Annotated in this window: 17 protein-coding genes; 16 read left to right on the plus strand and 1 reads right to left on the minus strand. The window is 33.4% G+C overall.

Annotation, left to right across the window (positions count from 1 at the left end; all coding sequences use genetic code 11):
* Window positions 1-33: 33 nt before the first annotated feature.
* Together IGK21_RS01040 and IGK21_RS01045 are read left to right on the plus strand one after the other, a co-directional pair.
* Complete coding sequence (locus tag IGK21_RS01040) at window positions 34-3,081, plus strand: immunoglobulin-like domain-containing protein (protein WP_034699364.1); 3,048 nt, start codon at window positions 34-36, stop codon at window positions 3,079-3,081.
* Between the two features lie 564 nt (window positions 3,082-3,645).
* Complete coding sequence (locus IGK21_RS01045) at window positions 3,646-3,864, plus strand: hypothetical protein (protein ID WP_034699360.1); 219 nt, start codon at window positions 3,646-3,648, stop codon at window positions 3,862-3,864.
* A 202-nt stretch (window positions 3,865-4,066) separates the two neighbouring features.
* Here the strand turns inward: IGK21_RS01045 and IGK21_RS01050 are convergent, their stop codons facing one another.
* A complete protein-coding gene (locus IGK21_RS01050; protein ID WP_010736872.1) occupies window positions 4,067-5,539 on the minus strand; it encodes a helix-turn-helix domain-containing protein in 1,473 nt (490 codons plus the stop codon).
* A 276-nt stretch (window positions 5,540-5,815) separates the two neighbouring features.
* On the opposite strand from IGK21_RS01050, the gene IGK21_RS01055 reads away from it, so the two are divergent.
* The 14 genes from IGK21_RS01055 to IGK21_RS01120 all read left to right on the plus strand — a co-directional run bounded on the left by IGK21_RS01055 (window position 5,816) and on the right by IGK21_RS01120 (window position 18,076).
* Window positions 5,816-6,277, plus strand: a complete 462-nt coding sequence (locus tag IGK21_RS01055; protein ID WP_010720315.1) for a hypothetical protein — start codon at window positions 5,816-5,818, stop codon at window positions 6,275-6,277.
* Window positions 6,278-6,424: 147 nt separating this feature from the next.
* A complete protein-coding gene (locus tag IGK21_RS01060) occupies window positions 6,425-7,129 on the plus strand; it encodes a YveK family protein (RefSeq protein ID WP_010720314.1) in 705 nt (234 codons plus the stop codon).
* An 11-nt stretch (window positions 7,130-7,140) separates the two neighbouring features.
* Window positions 7,141-7,839, plus strand: coding sequence for a CpsD/CapB family tyrosine-protein kinase (locus IGK21_RS01065; protein ID WP_010720313.1), 699 nt, complete (start codon window positions 7,141-7,143; stop codon window positions 7,837-7,839).
* Between the two features lie 353 nt (window positions 7,840-8,192).
* Window positions 8,193-8,771, plus strand: coding sequence for an LPXTG cell wall anchor domain-containing protein (locus IGK21_RS01070; RefSeq protein WP_223603460.1), 579 nt, complete (start codon window positions 8,193-8,195; stop codon window positions 8,769-8,771).
* Window positions 8,764-9,447: a class D sortase gene (locus IGK21_RS01075; protein ID WP_010720311.1), complete on the plus strand. Its 684-nt coding sequence runs from the start codon at window positions 8,764-8,766 to the stop codon at window positions 9,445-9,447. The genes IGK21_RS01070 and IGK21_RS01075 overlap by 8 nt, the downstream gene beginning before the upstream one ends.
* A gap of 148 nt (window positions 9,448-9,595) precedes the next feature.
* The gene (locus tag IGK21_RS01080; RefSeq protein WP_223603459.1) at window positions 9,596-10,321 is read left to right on the plus strand and encodes a hypothetical protein; all 726 of its coding nucleotides are present in this window, start codon (window positions 9,596-9,598) and stop codon (window positions 10,319-10,321) included.
* On the plus strand, window positions 10,318-11,085 hold the full coding sequence (locus IGK21_RS01085; protein ID WP_181914767.1) for a tyrosine-protein phosphatase: 768 nt from the start codon (window positions 10,318-10,320) through the stop codon (window positions 11,083-11,085). Before IGK21_RS01080 ends, IGK21_RS01085 begins: the two co-directional genes overlap by 4 nt.
* A 34-nt stretch (window positions 11,086-11,119) precedes the next feature.
* A complete protein-coding gene (locus tag IGK21_RS01090) occupies window positions 11,120-11,812 on the plus strand; it encodes a sugar transferase (protein ID WP_010720308.1) in 693 nt (230 codons plus the stop codon).
* A gap of 7 nt (window positions 11,813-11,819) precedes the next feature.
* Window positions 11,820-12,944: a glycosyltransferase gene (locus IGK21_RS01095; protein ID WP_010720307.1), complete on the plus strand. Its 1,125-nt coding sequence runs from the start codon at window positions 11,820-11,822 to the stop codon at window positions 12,942-12,944.
* Between the two features lie 13 nt (window positions 12,945-12,957).
* A complete protein-coding gene (locus tag IGK21_RS01100) occupies window positions 12,958-13,944 on the plus strand; it encodes a hypothetical protein (protein ID WP_181914768.1) in 987 nt (328 codons plus the stop codon).
* Between the two features lie 5 nt (window positions 13,945-13,949).
* Entirely contained in the window at window positions 13,950-14,990 is a 1,041-nt protein-coding gene (locus IGK21_RS01105) for a glycosyltransferase family 2 protein (RefSeq protein ID WP_181914769.1), read from the plus strand.
* Window positions 14,987-16,063 (plus strand): EpsG family protein, encoded by a 1,077-nt coding sequence (locus IGK21_RS01110; RefSeq protein ID WP_010720304.1) that lies wholly within the window; start codon window positions 14,987-14,989, stop codon window positions 16,061-16,063. Before IGK21_RS01105 ends, IGK21_RS01110 begins: the two co-directional genes overlap by 4 nt.
* Window positions 16,064-16,079: 16 nt before the next feature.
* On the plus strand, window positions 16,080-17,225 hold the full coding sequence (locus IGK21_RS01115; RefSeq protein ID WP_010736876.1) for a glycosyltransferase family 4 protein: 1,146 nt from the start codon (window positions 16,080-16,082) through the stop codon (window positions 17,223-17,225).
* Window positions 17,225-18,076: an NAD-dependent epimerase/dehydratase family protein gene (locus IGK21_RS01120; RefSeq protein ID WP_010736877.1), complete on the plus strand. Its 852-nt coding sequence runs from the start codon at window positions 17,225-17,227 to the stop codon at window positions 18,074-18,076. The genes IGK21_RS01115 and IGK21_RS01120 overlap by 1 nt, the downstream gene beginning before the upstream one ends.
* The last annotated feature ends 3 nt before the right edge of the window (window positions 18,077-18,079 follow it).

Consider the following 18,079-nt stretch of genomic DNA (forward strand, 5'->3'; position numbering starts at 1 on the left):
TATTGACAATTTAATAGGAGGTTTTAATGTAAAATGGGAAAGAAAAATCTATCAAAAAGCAAAAAACTTAGAAAACAACTACTTGCTGCGTCAGCTGCAGGCTTAGTGCTTGTTTCAAGTGCAGCTAGTGCAGGAACCTCATTGGTTTATGCAGCAGAAAAAAATCAAACAGCAACTACTGCTGAAAAAAATACAAAAAATTCGGAGGCTATTTCAAACGAGAACACGTTGACTCAAAAACAAAATCTAACAGCTACAGAAAGAAAAACAGTGAATCCTTCCAATTTTGATTGGAATATTGGAGAAGTATTACCATCAACACCGACGAATAATTATTCTGGGACACTACCAAATACTGTGCGAGGAGCTACTTTTCAAATTACTTTTTCAATCTTCAAACAACCTAGTTCCACATTAACAGCGAATGACATAAAGGTTAATGTTCAAGGGAAAAATGTGAAGTTTTCTACTTCGCAATATTCAAATACAATAAATGTTCAAGTGACATTCCAAGCTGAAGGAACATCAACTAATTTTTCTATTAATGTGGCTACTGGTAAGGGAGATATTGCTCGTTGGAATACAAGTAACTATCGTAAATTCACCGATGTACCACAAAGTGCAATCACAAGTAGAAACAGAATCAGTACATTGCTTGACTCAATTTATTCAACGAGTGGTGTCTTAGCTCCAGGTGTTACTCAAAGTAGAATTGATAATGTTCGTCAAGAAATGAATAATTATATTCCAAGAGATATTAGTAGTAGTTATATCTCAGCATACTGGGCTAATTTCCTTACACCGTTTCTAGATAAAGCATCCGCTGAAGTAGATCAAATAAATAAAGCTACGGTAGCAGTGAATAACTTATTCAATGATAATCAAGTACCTAAACCTAATAATACAAGTGAACAGGTTAACGCTGCCAAAGCATTAGTAAATGCTCTGCCATATAGTCAAGCAAAAGAAGACTTGCTTGCAAAGGTTGCAAAAGCTCAGAATGCTTTAGACGAAATACAAGTAAATGCAGCCACAGAAGCAGTAAATGCGTTATTCAATGGAGATACACCAAAACCAGAAAATACACAAGAACAAATTGATGCAGCTAAAGCTAAAGTGGATGCATTAGCAAATAGTGATGCAAAAACAGCTTTATTAGCAAAAATTACGACAGCTCAAAATGCTTTAAATGCAGAAGTAGAAAAAGAAAATGCAGCCACAGAAGCAGTAAATGCGTTATTTAATGGTGATACACCAAAACCAGAAAATACACAAGAACAAATTAACGCAGCCAAAGCAAAAGTAGATGCATTAACAAATGAGACAGTAAAAACAGCTTTACTAGCAAAAATCACTGCTGCACAACAAGCATTGGATGAAGCAACTGAAGAAGCTGCGAAAGTACAAGCAGCCACAGAAGCAGTAAATGCGTTATTCAATGGAGATACACCAAAACCAGAAAATACGCAAGAGCAAATCAATGCAGCCAAAGAAAAAGTGGATGCTTTAAAAGCAAGCGAAACAAAAACAGAATTATTAGCCAAAATCCAAAAAGCACAAGAAGCACTTGAAGAAAAATCGAAACAAACATTAACACTTAATCCATATACATTAGGAGATCAATATGTAACGGGTACAATTACTGGGAACATCAAAAAATTCCAATTGATTGTCAATGGACAAACCTATGAACCTGGTTTTAAATTAAAAAATGGAAAACTTGAAGTATATGTAGGAAATCGTGTCCCAGAAGGAACAACTGAGTTTACATTAAAGGCATTTAACCCAGCAGGCACACAAGTTGCTTCTCAAACAGTACAAGTTCAAGCACCATCATTGTCTGTCGATAAATTTGTTTTAGGTAGTGAATACATGACAGGCTCTTACCAAGGCAACAGCATTAATAAATTCCGACTAACTGTTGATGATAAAGTATATGAACCAGGCTTTAAATTAGAAAATGGTAAATTTGAAGTTTATATCGGAAGTAAAATTACTGGAAGTTCAAAAGTTATTAAGCTTGAAGCATTAGATAAAGCCGGTAAAACAATTGTCGAACAAAATGTAACAGTAGAAGCACCGCAATTGACAATTAATGAGTACATTCGTGGTAATGAATACTTAACAGGTACTGTTGCAGGGGAAGGCGTTAAAAAATTCAAATTGATTATTAATGGACAAGAAAGCTTCCCAGGATTCAAATTAACTGACGGTAAATTTGAGATTTACGTTGGTAATAAAGTACCAGCAAATGTTAATTCTATTAAAGTAGTGGGAATAGATAAAACAGGTCAAGAAATTGTTTCTCAAGATGTGAATGTACAAAATCCTGAGTTACAACCAAATGAATACCTAGCTGGCAATGAGTATGTAACAGGGACGTTCACAGGTCAAGCAATTAAAAAATTCAAATTAGTAGTTAATGGACAAGAAAATTACCCAGGATTTAAAATCACTGAAGGTAATAAATTTGAAGTATATATTGGTAACAAAGTACCAGTAGGAACAACGACATTTACGCTGATTGGATTAGATAAATCAGGACAACAATTGACTTCAAAAGAAATCACTGTGCAATCCCCAACTTTAAGTATCAATGAATATGTCCGTGGCGATGAATATATGAGAGGTACATTCAACGGTGACGGCATTAAGAAATTCAAATTAGTAGTAGATGGACAAGAAAGCAATCCTGGTTTTAAAATCACTGGTGAAAACCAATTTGAAGTTTATATTGGTAATAAAATCACGGCTGATTCAAAATCTATAAAATTAGAAGGTCTAGATAAATCTGGAAATGTCTTAGTAAGTCAAGAAGTTTCAGTTTCCCAACCAGAATTAGTTCCAAATGAATATACACGTAATTCAGAGTACCTAACAGGGACTTACAAAGGAGATATCCGTTCTATCAAATTAACTGTTGATAATAAGGAATACAAACCAGGCTTTAAATTAAAAGAAGGCAACCAATTTGAAGTTTATATTGGTAATAAGATTCCAGCTTCAGCAAATAGTTTTACAATTGAAAGTCTAAGTTTCGATGGAAAACAACTTGTTTCTGTAAATGTACCTGTTAAATAAAAGGTATGAAAGACGCTCAAAGCATAGAGAACGCTTTGAGCGTTTTTTTGTTAAAGTTCGTCTTTTTGATATAAAAGTAAAAAATTCCAACTGACTTTGATTTTTTTTCAATTATTGAGGCTGTTCTAAAAAAAGGAAGAAATAGTTAAAATTAATACTTTGTGCAACTAAATAGAGTCATTGACCGAAGGAAGCTAAAGAAATGTATTATTTCTATCCTATCTTTCAACTAGATTCATTTAAGTTTTTAGTATGAATATAGCAGTATGTTTAAAAATGAAAAAGAATGGATAGTTAATTTTATTGATAAAAAAATAGGCTGAGGTGAAATAGATAAAAAAATGTTATCTGTATGTTTTGCTAAAATATAAATTAAGAAAAGAGGAAAGCGGCTCTCTTTTTCTGCTAGTTCATTGCAAAAAGTATTCTTTAAGGTCTTTGAACGAATGTTTTTCATTTTTAGTAACTTAGAAGAAATTTTTACCAAAATAATTGTAAAATGAGCAGAAGTAAATTTTTATAATGATAACAGTAAGTAATTTTAGGAAGTTAGGAGAAATGATCATGAATTTAGAACGTGGAATCACTGTTTCGGCCTGTGCTGTTTCTGGGGAATTAGCTACAGGGAAGATTAGTAATATTTTAACGAATGTCGTTATTGTAGAAGCAGGTGTCAAACACTATGTTGTTACTAAGAAAGTGCTGAAGGAACAAGGATATATCATCGAAGAGCCAGAAGAAGAATTAGCAAAAGATTATAAAGATTATATAGTAGCGATTTGAAGAGAAATAATCTTTGTCCCATCCTTGCTCTTAGTTTGTTCAAACTAGTTTACTGAGTGGAAAAAAGAAATATTGCTTATTCGAACAAACAGAGTGAAATCATTGGTACTGAACTAGCTTTTTTATTAGTGATAGAAAAGAAAAAAGAATTAGCAAGCAAATTGGATCTTGCTTGCTAATTCTTTTCAGTATCAAGTGAAGATCAATCAAAGTTCATGATACGTGTCGCAATCTTATTGATATCCTTAGAGATGGAATTCAATGAGATTGGGAAAATATTCTCGGTGTTAAAGGTTTCCTTATTCAAAAGCGTTCGCTCACAAATAATTAGATGACCGGTTTTTTTGATATATTTAGGCACATCGTCCATGGAATAATAAAGGGTAGTGTCAATCAATAAATCACTTGTAGACATTTTCTTTTCTAATGAATTCCGAAATACGATATGCGAAGTTTCACTTTCTGCTACGATGACCACACCTATTTTTGATTGGTTCCCATGGGTCAAGATGAAAAAGGTCAACTGACAAAATTCTTGCAGATGAAAATAAGGAATATGATGAATAGGAGTATCAAGTTCTTCAATCCATTTATTTAAAATAAACTTGACTTTATTTAATAAATCTAGTTGCTCTGCACTTAAGAAAATATGTTTGGTAACTAAGAAATTACCAACGTTCAAAGCACACGTGTATAGCAGGTTAAAGAGGGGGACTTCAAACAAAATATTGCCAAATAAATTCACACCAAATTCTTTTTCAAACATTTCGATCAATAAATCGATTTCTTTAAACTTGGTGATCAAGCGATTTCTTACATAATGATAATCGATCTCGATCATGAAATAATTTGGTGAATTGTAAGGAAGTGTACGGTAAATAAGGGCTAGATAGGCTATCTCTTCATCTGTTAAAGGTTCCTCGATTTGTATGAAAATCTCTCTAAACATATTGAAAATGATACCATCTTTAAAAATGTTCATAGTGTCGTTTGGAAAGACAATTGGATTGCTTTTTCGCCGTTCCAATGAAAGATAGATGGCGGATTTGAAGAAAGTATATTGAGTTTTATTTAAACGATTAGACAGGATATGAAGTAGTTTGTCTGCATATTTTTCAGCTTTTTCCATTGTTATGGGATCAATTTGTGTATCTAAATAGTCACACCGCATCCAAACTGAAAGGATCAAAAAGCGATACTGTAACTCATGCGATTCTTCGGGTTCCTTCGTAAGTGGGGTGAGTGCTTCTGCAAAATAGTTCTCTACATCTTTTTTTATTTTGAATACTTTTGTCACAGATAAAAACTCTTCATCCACAAGTGTTAAATAATCATTTTCTCCCATGATATATCGGGAACAAACTCTTAAAAAATTAGAATCTTGGTAAATTTGTTTGATGAGATCATAGCGCCTAATAGATGGTTTGAAAAATATCAGTAGATGACTACTAGTCATTTTATAATAGTCGATATCATCTTCGAGTCGAATGACTAATTTTTGGAAATCCGCTTTGATTGTGTTGAATGTCACACCCAATCTTTCTGCAGTTTCGCTTACGTTCAGTTCTTTTAATTCAAATAAAAATTCAACTAACTTTACTTTTCTAATAATGTCTTTTTCTATATAATCTTCAATCATTTTAAATTCTCCTAAACAGATTTGATTCTCTTCCATTTGAAGTTTCCTTCGCTTGGTAAATATCACTTTATAACGCAAAATATCCATTTTTTGTTCGTTAAATTTTGGGGGAACCAATATAAATAAAGGTAACTATAGTTATTCTATAAGCAATTTTAAAAGGGATTTTTTTTATTATTAATTTTTTTGTGGGGTTCTATAAAAAAATTAGGAAAGTATTATGAACGAAAATACTATACTAATATAGCAACTAAATTTTTTTGTACTAATTTAGGAAGAATGAGATAAATGATTTTAAGGAGAGATGAACAAATGAAAAAAATAATTTTAGCAAGTATGGTTGTCTTCGCATTGGCAGGCTGCTCGGCAGGTAAATCAACTAAAACTACTAATACAACTAGCACTGATAGTACAGCTTCTTCCAGTCAACCAACGCAGACAAGTAGTGAAATGACATGGGCCGATAAGCAAGATATAGAAGTAAAGCAATTAACAAAAATTGCTGAAAAAACGATTACCCAAAATAATAAATTGGACCCAAAAAAATTGAAGTTTATTAAAGAAACATTATCAACAGCTGATTTAAAGACAGTTAAAGGAAAAGGCCAAGAATATAAAAATGTCAAAGAAATTTATGGGAAATATAGTTATGAAGGTAAAGAGTCTGATTTTGATCTAGTGATTTCATTTGAAAAACCAGATTCATTCAAGCAATATACAGTCATCAAATATGTAACGGATAATGAAAAAACTAATTTCAGTAAGATTGATTAAGTCAATAGTTGACTGTAGTATCCCTTAGATAATTGATAGCAACTAAGAAAGATAAAAAAAGTATTATTTTCTTTCAAAGTGAACATCGTCAATTAACGAGCAAAAATAGTTTATAAATAATTTTATTTAGGAGAATCAGAGATAAGGATGGAGCAAACAGTAAACATAGAGAAATTTTGGCGTATCATAAAAAAAAGAAAATTTGCGATTGTGATTTCTGCTTTATTAGGTTTAATTATGTCCATGCTTTTGATTGCATTTGTCTTAGTCCCAAAGTATGAATCACAAGCCCAATTAATCGTTACTTTACCTAAAAACGAAACGGCAGACATTAATGATGTCAACAGCAACTTGCAAATGATTACCACCTATAAAGACATTATTACTGGAGACTTGATAATGGATGAGGTGTCTCAAGACTTAGCGAAAAATTTTGGTGTCCATTTAACAATTGAGCAATTACGAAACCTTATAAGTATCAAACAAAAGGAAAATTCTCAAATGTTTTCGATTGTCGCAACGGATCCGGATCCAAAACTTGCCCAATACATTGCTAACGTTACAGCCGAAAAATTTCAGAAGAATGCAAAAAAATTACTCAATGTAGATCGCATTTCGATTATTTCAAAAGCTACGCTTAGTGCAACACCAACAGAGCCACATAAAAAAATAGTTTTGGCCAAAGGATTGCTTATTGGTTTATTTATTGGTTTGATGATCATTATGATATTAGAATTCATGGATCGAACAATCAGTGATAGTGAGACGATTCAAAATGAATTTAATATGGTGGTACTGGGAAGTATCCCTTATATGGATGACAATGAGAAAAAAAATCGAAAAAAGAAGTAAGGGTGTAATCAATGAGAAAGACAAGAAGAGGAAGAAATGCCACAGTCAGAAAAAATTTAATTACAATCATGGATAAAACTTCACCGATTACAGAACGCTATCGAACGATTCGGACCAATATCCAATATAGTTTTCCTTATGGTAAAAAAGTGCAAACATTAGTGGTTACTTCGCCAGGTGTAGGTGAAGGTAAATCAACTACAGCAGCTAATTTAGCAGTGGTTTACGCAAATCTAGGGCAAAAAGTATTGATCATAGATGCAGATATGCGGAAGCCAACCCTAGACAAAATTTTTTCTTTAGAGAAACATGTAGGTCTTAGCACATTATTAGGTACAAACATCAAGGCTAAAGAATGTATACAAGAAAGTTTTGAAAAAAATCTTTCTGTTATGACAAGTGGACCGAAACCTCCAAATCCGGCTGAATTGTTAGGTTCTTCTCGCTTAGAAGAAGTGATTGAGGAGTTGGAAGCAACCTATGACATGATCATATTCGATACCCCTCCCTTGACTGCCGTGACAGATGCACAAATATTGTCTTCAAAAGTGGATGGAACGATTATGGTAGTCAGTGAAAAGTTAACAAAAAAAGCGAATTTTCGAATAGCTAAACATCTACTGGAATTAGTAAATGCCAATATTTTAGGAGTAGTTTACAATGCTTCTAAAGAGGATGAAAATCAAGGCTATTACTACTATGGATCGTGACCTGCTATCATGTTCCAAATGAAACTCTTTGCTAAAGAGAAAAGCATCAAAGTACACGAATGACAAAACAAAAGAACTTTTTCAAAGAAGACCCTAAGTTTTGAAAAAAATCATTTGTCGTAAGAGGCTGACACTGAGGTCTCTCATTTATTTCCTTTTATAATTATGAAAGAGTTTGAGACAAAAATTTTTTGTCTCAAACTCTTTTTATGTATACAAATCATTTTTTATTTTTTTAAGTAATTCGTTTGAAGGCTAAAAAAACAAAAAAAATCAAGTGAGGGTTCTCAGTAGAATAAAAGACATAGTTAATCCTAAATTTACAGGATTTATTAATGAAAGGCGGAGAGATCATGAAAAATTTTAAAGGGATATTGTTTACATTGGTGTCAGTTATCTGTTTATTGTTGCCGACAGCAGTTCATGCTGAAACACAAGGGGCAATCACCAACGCAGAAAGAGATATTTTAAATGAGCTTTATACCGGTGTAACGGTGAAAGGGAAAAAATATGATTTTGATATTACAGATATCACAAAAGCAGAAAATTATCTGAAGGTCCATCAGGTGTCAGATGAAAATGCGTTAAAGGTAGCAAATTACTTAAGAGAAGCACGTCAATTGATCTTAGATAATTCACAAAATGTCGATGTTCGTTCGATCCATTCACTAAAAAATCTGATCAAAGCTTTACCACGTCCAGTGATTGAGCAATTAAAAACGATTGTCTTAAAAATTGGAGAAATTTTAAATCTGAGAGTGACTTTTTATCGAGATGGCGTTTCGGTTGTCGATCCTTCAGGTACTCCTATTTATTCTACAGAAGATGAAATCAAACAAACCGGTGCAGATTATACCACGAGCTATGTGGCTTTAGGTGCTGTATTGATGTTGGCTGGAGGCGCATATTGGGTGGCACGTAGAAGTGAGTAAGAGAGGAATCAAGGGAGGTCTAAATCGAATAGTTAACGGATGTCTGTTGGCGTTTCTTTTTTTGGTCATCAATTATTCTTTGATTTATGTGATTGGCAAACCAGTCATTCACTTTGTTACCTCCTCTATCCAGACATTGTTACTTGCAGAGGCACCCACATTTAAAGAGAACAATCATAAAGAAGCTATCAAACAACTTTCTACGAATGGAGAAAGCGAGATTTCTTCTAGTAAAATTCAATTTCCTCATTATGGTCAATTGTATGGAGAGATATCTGTCCCTTCGATCCAATTAAAAACACCATTATATTTTGGCGATTCAGCAACTATTTTAAGAAAAGGCGCGGGACAATATATGGGTTCCACTTTTCCAGGAGAAATAGGAACTACATTGATTGCTGGGCATAATAGTGATTCATTTGGCAAGTTAATTAACATCAAAGCGCAAGAGATTATAACAATCCAAACGAATTACGGTAGCTATCAATATGAGGTAGAAGAAGTAAGAGTAGCCAATAAACATGATGCTCAGATAAAGCAGGAGATTCGTCAAAGAAATAATGCCAAATTAATACTATATACCTGTTATCCGATCGACAGCATTGGCTTAACGGATCAACGATTATTTGTAACTGCAAAATTACATGCAGGACCGATGATCAATGAAAATAAATAAACAAAGGATAGTCGGCATGAAGAAAGGTTTAAGAAAGAAAACAGCACGCTTATTTTTGACCTATATTTGCTCGGTTGCATGTCTTTGCTTTTTGTCTTTGCTTTGTATCAGAGTAACCTTAGCAAATCCTAATTTCATGAGCAAGCAAATGGAAAATTCTCGATATACAAAATTAGTTCAACAAGAAATTAACGAGAAAATTCAAGATATTGGAAGAGGTAGCAATGTCCCGGCGAATCAGTTAAAAGAGATTGTCTCGTTATCATTTGTCCAAACTAATGTCAAAAAGTATGTAACTAGCCTTTATATGAGGAAAACATACGATTTATCTGGAGAAGAAGAAATCAAAGAGAAAATCCAACAACATTTAAATCACTATATTCAAACAAAAAACATACAAGTAACGAAAGACAAAGAACAAGTAATCAATAGGCTAGTGGATTCTTCGATCGAAGCAACCGAAAAATCGTTAGAAATTCCATTTTTAGCTAACTATGTGAATAAAGTGAAGCAATTTAAGCCGTTGCTGAATCAATTGATTATTGGAAATGGTGTGATCTTGGTTTGCCTACTTCTGCTATTACTCCACACCATTCATTGGTCACATCAAAAATTCCGATTTGTCGCCTTGATGTTTTTAGGCGCTGGCGGAACACTCCTATTATTACCCACATGGATCTATTTTAGTGGTGTGATTGATCGTATCGGTATTTTAACGGAAAGTGTTTATTACTTTGTACGGGGGTACTTATTGTCTTTCGTCCAAACATTTATATATGCAGGGATACTTGCTGTGGTTATGGCTATTGGAATGTATGTAATCAGTGAGATAAAAAGAAAGGTCGTTATCAATAAAGGTAGGGCTCAAAAATGATCGATTTACATTGTCATATTTTACCAGGAGTTGACGATGGGCCGAAAACCATCGATGAAAGTCTCAAAATGGCGTTGAAAGCCAGAGAACAAGGAATCACACATTTGATGTGTACCCCCCATCATAAGAATGGGCGATTTTTGAATCCCGCTACGAATGTAGCCAATGAAGTAGCAAAATTACAAACTAAATTTGATCGTAACAATATTGAGCTGAAATTGCTCGTAGGTCAAGAAAATCGTATTACTGGTACGTTGATAGAAGATTTAGAAAAAAGAGAAATTATTGGTTTTGGGCAGCAAAAACAGTTTCTACTAATAGAGTTCCCGACGAATGACGTTCCCCTTTATGCAACAAAGCTCTTTTTTGAATTAATTGCTAAAGGCTATATACCAATCATCGTCCACCCAGAAAGAAATAGGATATTCATTAATGATCCGAATAAACTGTTGCCTTTCTTAGATATGGGGGCGCTAGCTCAAGGAACGGCACCAAGTATCGTCGGTTTGTTTGGACGAAAAATCCAAAAGACTGCCAAAACAATGATTCAATTAAATATGGTTCAAATGATTGCTTCCGATGCCCATAGTTTAGAAAAAAGGAATTTTTATTTAAAAGAAGCATATCACATCATTCAAAAAGATTATGGTAATGAAAAAGTTAAATCATTAAAGAAAATGCCGATGGATATCCTATACGAAAACAAAATTGAGCCGTTTACTTATCAAAGAGTGAAACATCGTCGATTTAGTTTCTTTCGTTGATTTGATCCATTCGATAAAGAAAGGTGGCAATGGGATGAGTGAAAATATCGAGGTTACGAAAAAATTTCAAGAGGGCTTTGGCTCGAGAGTCCAATTTTATCGTGTGAAGCTGAAACGCAAAAAATTATATGAACTTTCTAAAAGAATCATTGATATTGTTTTTAGCTTTATTGGCCTTGTGGTTTTATCACCTCTCTTACTTTGGATTGCTCTTAGGATATATCTGGAAGAGCCGGGAAAACCAATCATTTTTTCCCAATACCGAGTAGGCAAAAATAAGCAGTTATTCAAAATGTATAAATTTCGTTCGATGTGTGTCGATGCAGAAAAAAAGCTCCCCACGCTACTGAGCAAGAATGAAGTAGAAGGGGCGATGTTCAAGATGAAAGATGACCCACGTGTAACAAAATTTGGACGATTCATTCGTAAAACAAGCTTAGATGAATTACCACAACTATGGAATGTTTTGAAAGGTGAAATGAGTTTAGTTGGTCCTCGTCCATCTTTACAAAGAGAGGTTTCGCAATATACGAAATATGATGAGCAAAGACTATTGGTCAAACCAGGTTGTACCGGTTTATGGCAAATTAACGGGCGTAGCAATATCGGTTTTTCTGAAATGGTGATGCTAGATTTAGAATATATCGAAAAGCGAAGTATTTATATTGATTTCAAAATCATCTATCGTACATTTTTTGTTATTTTGCGTCCTGAAGGAGCGTGTTGATAGGGAAATGAAAAAAAAAGTTTTGCTCTTGAGTGAATCAATGGAAGGCGGCTTAAGAAAACATATCGTTCAATTGATTGAACAATTAGACCAAGAAGAATTTGATCTTTACTTTATTCATGGAACAAAAAAAATGGATCACTGTTTTTCTGATCAATATATGCAGTTAAAAGATCGAGCTACCTTTATTCCCTGTCCTACCTTTACTAGAAATGTCGATGTGAAAAATGATTATGTTACTTACCGCTTCTTGAAACAACAAATGAAAGAAATTCAACCGGATATTGTGCATTGTCATAGTTCGAAAGCCGGTGCGCTAGGGCGAATAGCTGCTAAAAGAAATCGTATTGAGCAAGTTTTTTATACACCACATGCGTATTCTTTCTTATCTTCGGAATTTAAGCAATCTAAGAAGACACTATTTATTTGGATAGAGAAGATGCTAAGTAGGTATGCAACGAAGAAGACGTTTAATGTATCTGAAGAAGAACGAATGGCAGGTATAAAATTACACCTTGATAACCCATCCAAATTTATAGTCATCCGCAATGGATTGCCTGCAATCGACTTTCCTTCTAAAAAAACGATCAAAGAATCTCTAGGGTTGAAGGAATCGAATATTGTTATTGGTAACAACGCACGTCTTTCTTTTCAAAAAGACCCTTTTTTATTTATGGAAGTAGCAAAAGAAGTCATTCAACAAGACCCTAATTATCATTTTGTCTGGGCAGGGGATGGACCACTATTCAAAGAAGTCAAAGCATTTTTAATCAAGCACGATTTGACGGGAAATGTCCATTTATTAGGAGAAAGAACGGATAGTGAACGAATCGTTGCAGGGTATGATCATTATTTGATCACTTCGAGATATGAAGGGTTGCCTTATTCTTTGATCGAAGCGATTCGCGCTGGTGTTCCGATTATTGGCAAAAAGGTGACAGGAGTAGAAGAAATTATTGAACAAACAGGTGGTTGCTTATTAAATACAGATAGTCCTCACTCATTTGCACGAGCAATCCTAAATGCAGAGCATAGCTGTGACAAACAACAAATAATAGCGATCTATCAAAAAAATTATTCATTAAATCAAATGATTCGAGAGATTACAAAACAGTACAACGGAGAAAATTGAGAGAAGGCATAGTATGGACAAACGCTTAAAGGATAAAAAAATATTGTTTATTGCATGGAAATTTTACGATTATCCACAGCTGATCATCGAAGAATTAGAAAGAAAAGGCGCAAAAGTGACGTATTATAATGCGATCCCTTCGGACTCACACCTCAAAATGAAACTTTCTACAAAGTTCAATACCTTAAGAGAGAGTTATCTGAAGCAAATTTTATTAGCGATAGGACAAGAAAATTATGATTACTTTTTCGTTATCAATCCAGTACTGTTTCCTGAAAAGTTCATCAAAGAGGTGACCGATATTGTTGGACCGATCCCTAAATTAGCCTATTTGTGGGATTCAATTGCTACATTTTCACAAGTGACTAGATACTTTGATTATTTTAATTATTTATATAGTTTTGATGCGAAAGACTGCAAGAAATACGCAGAATTAAATTTTTTGCCATTATTCTACATAAATTCCGATGAGAAAAACAAAAAAGAGTCAACCTATCTTTTTTCTTTTGTGGGATTCGGTCATAGCATGCGTTACTCATTTATCAATCAAGTAAAAGAACTTTGTGAGAAAAAACAATATAGCTACTATTTCAAACTATATCTTCCTTCTATCTGGCATTTTTATTATTACAAATATGGAACTAAGACACTCGCAACAGCCAAAAAAGAAGAATTCATCTATCAACCACTTCCGCAAACAATCGTTAATGAAGTGGTTAAAGAGAGCAAAATTATTTTGGATCTAGAGCTAGCAAATCAATCAGGTCTCACGATGCGTACGATTGAGACACATGGAATGAGAAGAAAACTGATTACAACAAATCCAGAAGTGAAAAATTATGATTTTTACCATCCTGATAACATTTGCGTAGTTGACCGAAAAAAGCCAGTTATTCCACAACGTTTTATTGAGACAGACTACCATTTACTAAATGATCAACTTTACAAAAACTATCAATTATCCACTTGGCTCGATCGGATCTTCAGTGGAAAGGAGTAAGAAAATTGAAGAGAATTAGCGTGATTGTTCCAATCTATAACGGAAGCTTGTATTTAGAAAATACACTCCAAGCGTTATTGAATCAGCCCTACAAAAACATCGAGTTGATTTTGATTGATGATGGTTCACAAGATGATAGTTATCAAATTTGCCAAAAATTTGCACAACAAGATGAACGTATATTATTGATTCATCAAACAAACGCGGGGATCTGTGCAGCCCGTAATACAGGTTTAGCTTATGCGACAGGCGAATTTGTTAGTTTTATCGATCAAGACGATGCAATTAATCCCAATATCTATGTCTATTTGTCTAACAAAATCGGAGATGCAGATATGATCGTAGGCGGCAAATCGATGCAGTTGATTGATAAGAAACAACTGCTTTTGTCTGAAATAGATTACTCCTATGAAGAAAAGCAATTAAAGGATCAAAAAGAGATTGCTTATGCTTTGTTTAATTTAGATCATCGAATGACGTTTCTCCATTTATGGAATTGTTTGTACCGAAAAAAAATAATAGATGAGTATGATTTGAAATTCGATGAAAGATTTCGTTATGGGCAAGAAGATACTTTATTCAATTTTAACTATGTTTCTAAATGTCAAACGATTCAGCTGGTCCCCGAAGTAGTTTATCAATATAGTCAACGTGAATTGACGAGTACTTCTTTAAAAAATAATCCCTCAGCTGTGAAAGATTTTCAAATATTTATAGAAACAATTGGAGAAATTGAATGGAATGAACGCGTTTATCCCTACTATCAAAAATATCGCTATACTTATTTTTTACGACATGGGTTGAATATCTATACCCAATTCGGCATGAATACAGCGAATCAAAAAAAGATGCTACAAGATATCCAACAACTATTGTCCAAAGAGAAAATACAGAAACCTTTAATCATAGAATCATCACGGTATTATAGAAACTATTTATGTCTGGTGAGTCGTTTAATGGAAAAACGGAGATATCGAACCTTGAATCAGTTGATTTATGGAACCAGTTTTATAAAAAAAATGTTGAATAGGGTGTCTGCTGGATGATCATCGTTGCTTATTTTGCTGTACTGATACTTAATTTTATTGAAGTTTTCAGAAATAAACGCAATAAATATTTACTCTTATTAAGTGTTTTGATCCTCGGATTGATTTTTGCAGGTGGTACTGAAAATACAGACATGGTCTACTATAAAGCAACTTATTTTGATGATGCACGTATCAAATATAAAGCGACAGAATTCGGCTTTTACTATTTTGCACAGTTTTGCCGACAATTAAATTTAGGACTCTTTGGTATGCGTGGGTTGGTCTTTTTATTTGCAACCCTATTAATCGGTGCGACAGTTAAAAAATATTGCGTAAATACTCATCTATTTATAATTATTTATACGTTATTTTTATTTTTTATTGATGCTATTCAACTAAGGAATTTAGTGGCGATATCTCTTGTGATTTATTCATTTCCATATTTAGTAGAAAATAAAAAAATAAAATATTTTTTTGGCATAATTAGCGCTAGCTTATTTCATACGATCAGTTTATTTTATCTACCGTTTTTATTTTTATCTTCAAAAAACAAAAAGTTTTTTATTCAACTAATGGTTGGTGGTGCAATTTTTCTGGAGTTGATCTATGTAATCTATAGTGGAACTCCTCCCTATTTGAATTATTTAATCGAAGAGTTCTCAACAAATTCCGGAAGAATCCAACAATATACTGAAAAAATAACAAATGGTTCGATACAAGTTATTTTTCTTTTCTTGCTGAATGTGGGGTTAGCATACTGGGCACATTTAGGATTTCCTAAAAGTACAATCAGTCAAAAAAATAAACTATTCTCACAATATGTGTTTTATGCTTCGGTGATTTTATTGATGTTTATTCCTTTGCTTTGGTATTCTGTGGAATTTTACCGTTTAGCCAGAGGTATATTGCCTTTGATTTATATTTCTGTGATCAATGCTAGTTATAAATACAAAAAAGTCACCTATTATCAACTCGTTTTGTGGGGGATGTTAGTTATTCACCTTCTGGCTTGGTTTTATGTTTCTTATTTTTCGATCTCTATACCTGAAAGGATTTTTAATCCGCTATTTTATCAGAATGAATGGCTATAAGAAAGGACAAAATACAATGAGCATCTTATTTTTGAGTGGGATTTCTGCAGAAGAAAATAAAGGTATTTTTAAAAAGAACTGTTCCCAAGCAAAGTATATGAGCAATCATAAAAAGCAATGTTGGTTACTTTATTTTAAAAAACAAGAAATAAGAGTACGTGAGTTTTATGACAAGCAGATGATTCACGACAGTTTATTAACAAAGAGTGATGCAACGAATCACCGTCAAAAAATAAAAGATATCCAAATAGCAACAAAAAAATTATTGTTGTCGAGAGAATGGACTCATTTCTATTTTCGGGATCAATATTATACAAAAATAATGAGTGAACTGCTAAGTATCTCTCAGCAAAAAACAATTCAAACGATTATGGAAATTCCTACTTATCCTTATTATAAAGAACAATTGAATGTAGCACCCAATAAGTTAAAGGGTGGATTGAGTCTAGTATGGAATTACTTAGGTGATCGATTGTATGAAAAAAAATGCAATAAGATTGCAGTAATTGAGGCGAAGACAAGTAATAAAAAAAAGGCGAAGATGGTTTCTTTTTACAATGGTGTAGATCCGGATAATTTGCCAGTCAATTTATATCAGAAAAATGAAGAACAGCCTACACATCGGGTAGTTGCTGTTGGAAATTTTTATCCTTATCATGGGCTGGATCGTTTAATTGAAGGACTTGAATATTATTATCGGACAAAAGATGAGATAGCACCAGAGGTCTTCTTTGACATTGTTGGTGGGGGACCAGCAATTGAAGAGTTAAAACAACTGGTAGCATCTTACCGATTACAAGGATACGTTATATTTCATGGGTATAAAGATCGTCAAGAATTAGAACAGCTTTATGGTGAAGCTTCAATGGCTATCGGTACATTAAAGTTACATCTACGAGGTGCCAATATTGAGACAGCTATCAAAGTATCCGAAGCACTTTATCAAGGAATTCCAGTGATTACATCAGGCGAAACACCATTTTTTAGTGCAGTAAAACAAAATATTTATCAAGTAAAGGATGATGATTCACCGATCTCAATCAACGAAATGCTTCAATTTTTGGGAAAAAAACGTATCCCTGTTGGGGATCAGGTGTTACTCGACCTCTTCTCATGGGAAAAAATAATAGAAAAAATAGTAAATTTGGGGAGTGAGAATTGATGAAAATATTAGTAACTGGAGCAAACGGTTATTTAGGAACTGGAATTGTAGACCAACTGATCAATGATGGAAATGAAGTTATTGCGACAGATGTCAGAACGAATCGAATAAATAAAGAAGCCACTATCTATCAAGAAAATCTTTTTGATATTTCTGATCCGTATCATTATTTTGGTGAACCGAACGTATTAGTCCATCTTGCATGGCAAGATGGGTTTATCCATAATGCAGAAAGTCATATTAGAAACTTATCCGATCATGCACTATTTTTAAAAAAATTTTTCTTATCAGGAATCGATAAAATCGTAGTGATGGGATCGATGCATGAAGTTGGATTTTATGAAGGCTGCATTAACGAATTCACTAGTACACACCCAATGAGTTACTATGGCATTGCAAAAGATTCATTGAGAAATTTTAGTTCGTTTATGGCTAAAGAAACCAATAAAAAATTTCAATGGTTGCGTGCTTATTACATTGTATCGAATCAACCGGGTGGTAGTTCGGTTTTTTCAAAAATCATTGAGAAAGCCAAGGAAGAAGAGGTAAACTTTCCTTTTACAATGGGGGAAAACCAATACGATTTTTTAGACTATGATGATTTTTGTTTTCAAGTAGCAGCAGCTGTTGAACAAGACGAAATCTCAGGAATCATTAATATTTGCTCAGGTTATCCTGTTAAATTAAAAGAACGTGTCGAACAATTCATTGCAGATAATCACTTGAATATTCATTTGGATTATGGTGCCTATCCCGATAGAAAATATGATTCTAAGGCTGTATGGGGGGATAATAAAAAAATACAAAAAATTTTAAAACAAGCAAAAAATAAAAAAATAAGTAAGGTGTAAGAA

Origin of the sequence: Enterococcus sp. DIV1421a (assembly GCF_051711025.1) — a bacterium.
Taxonomy (GTDB): Bacteria; Bacillota; Bacilli; order Lactobacillales; family Enterococcaceae; genus Enterococcus_B; species Enterococcus_B hirae.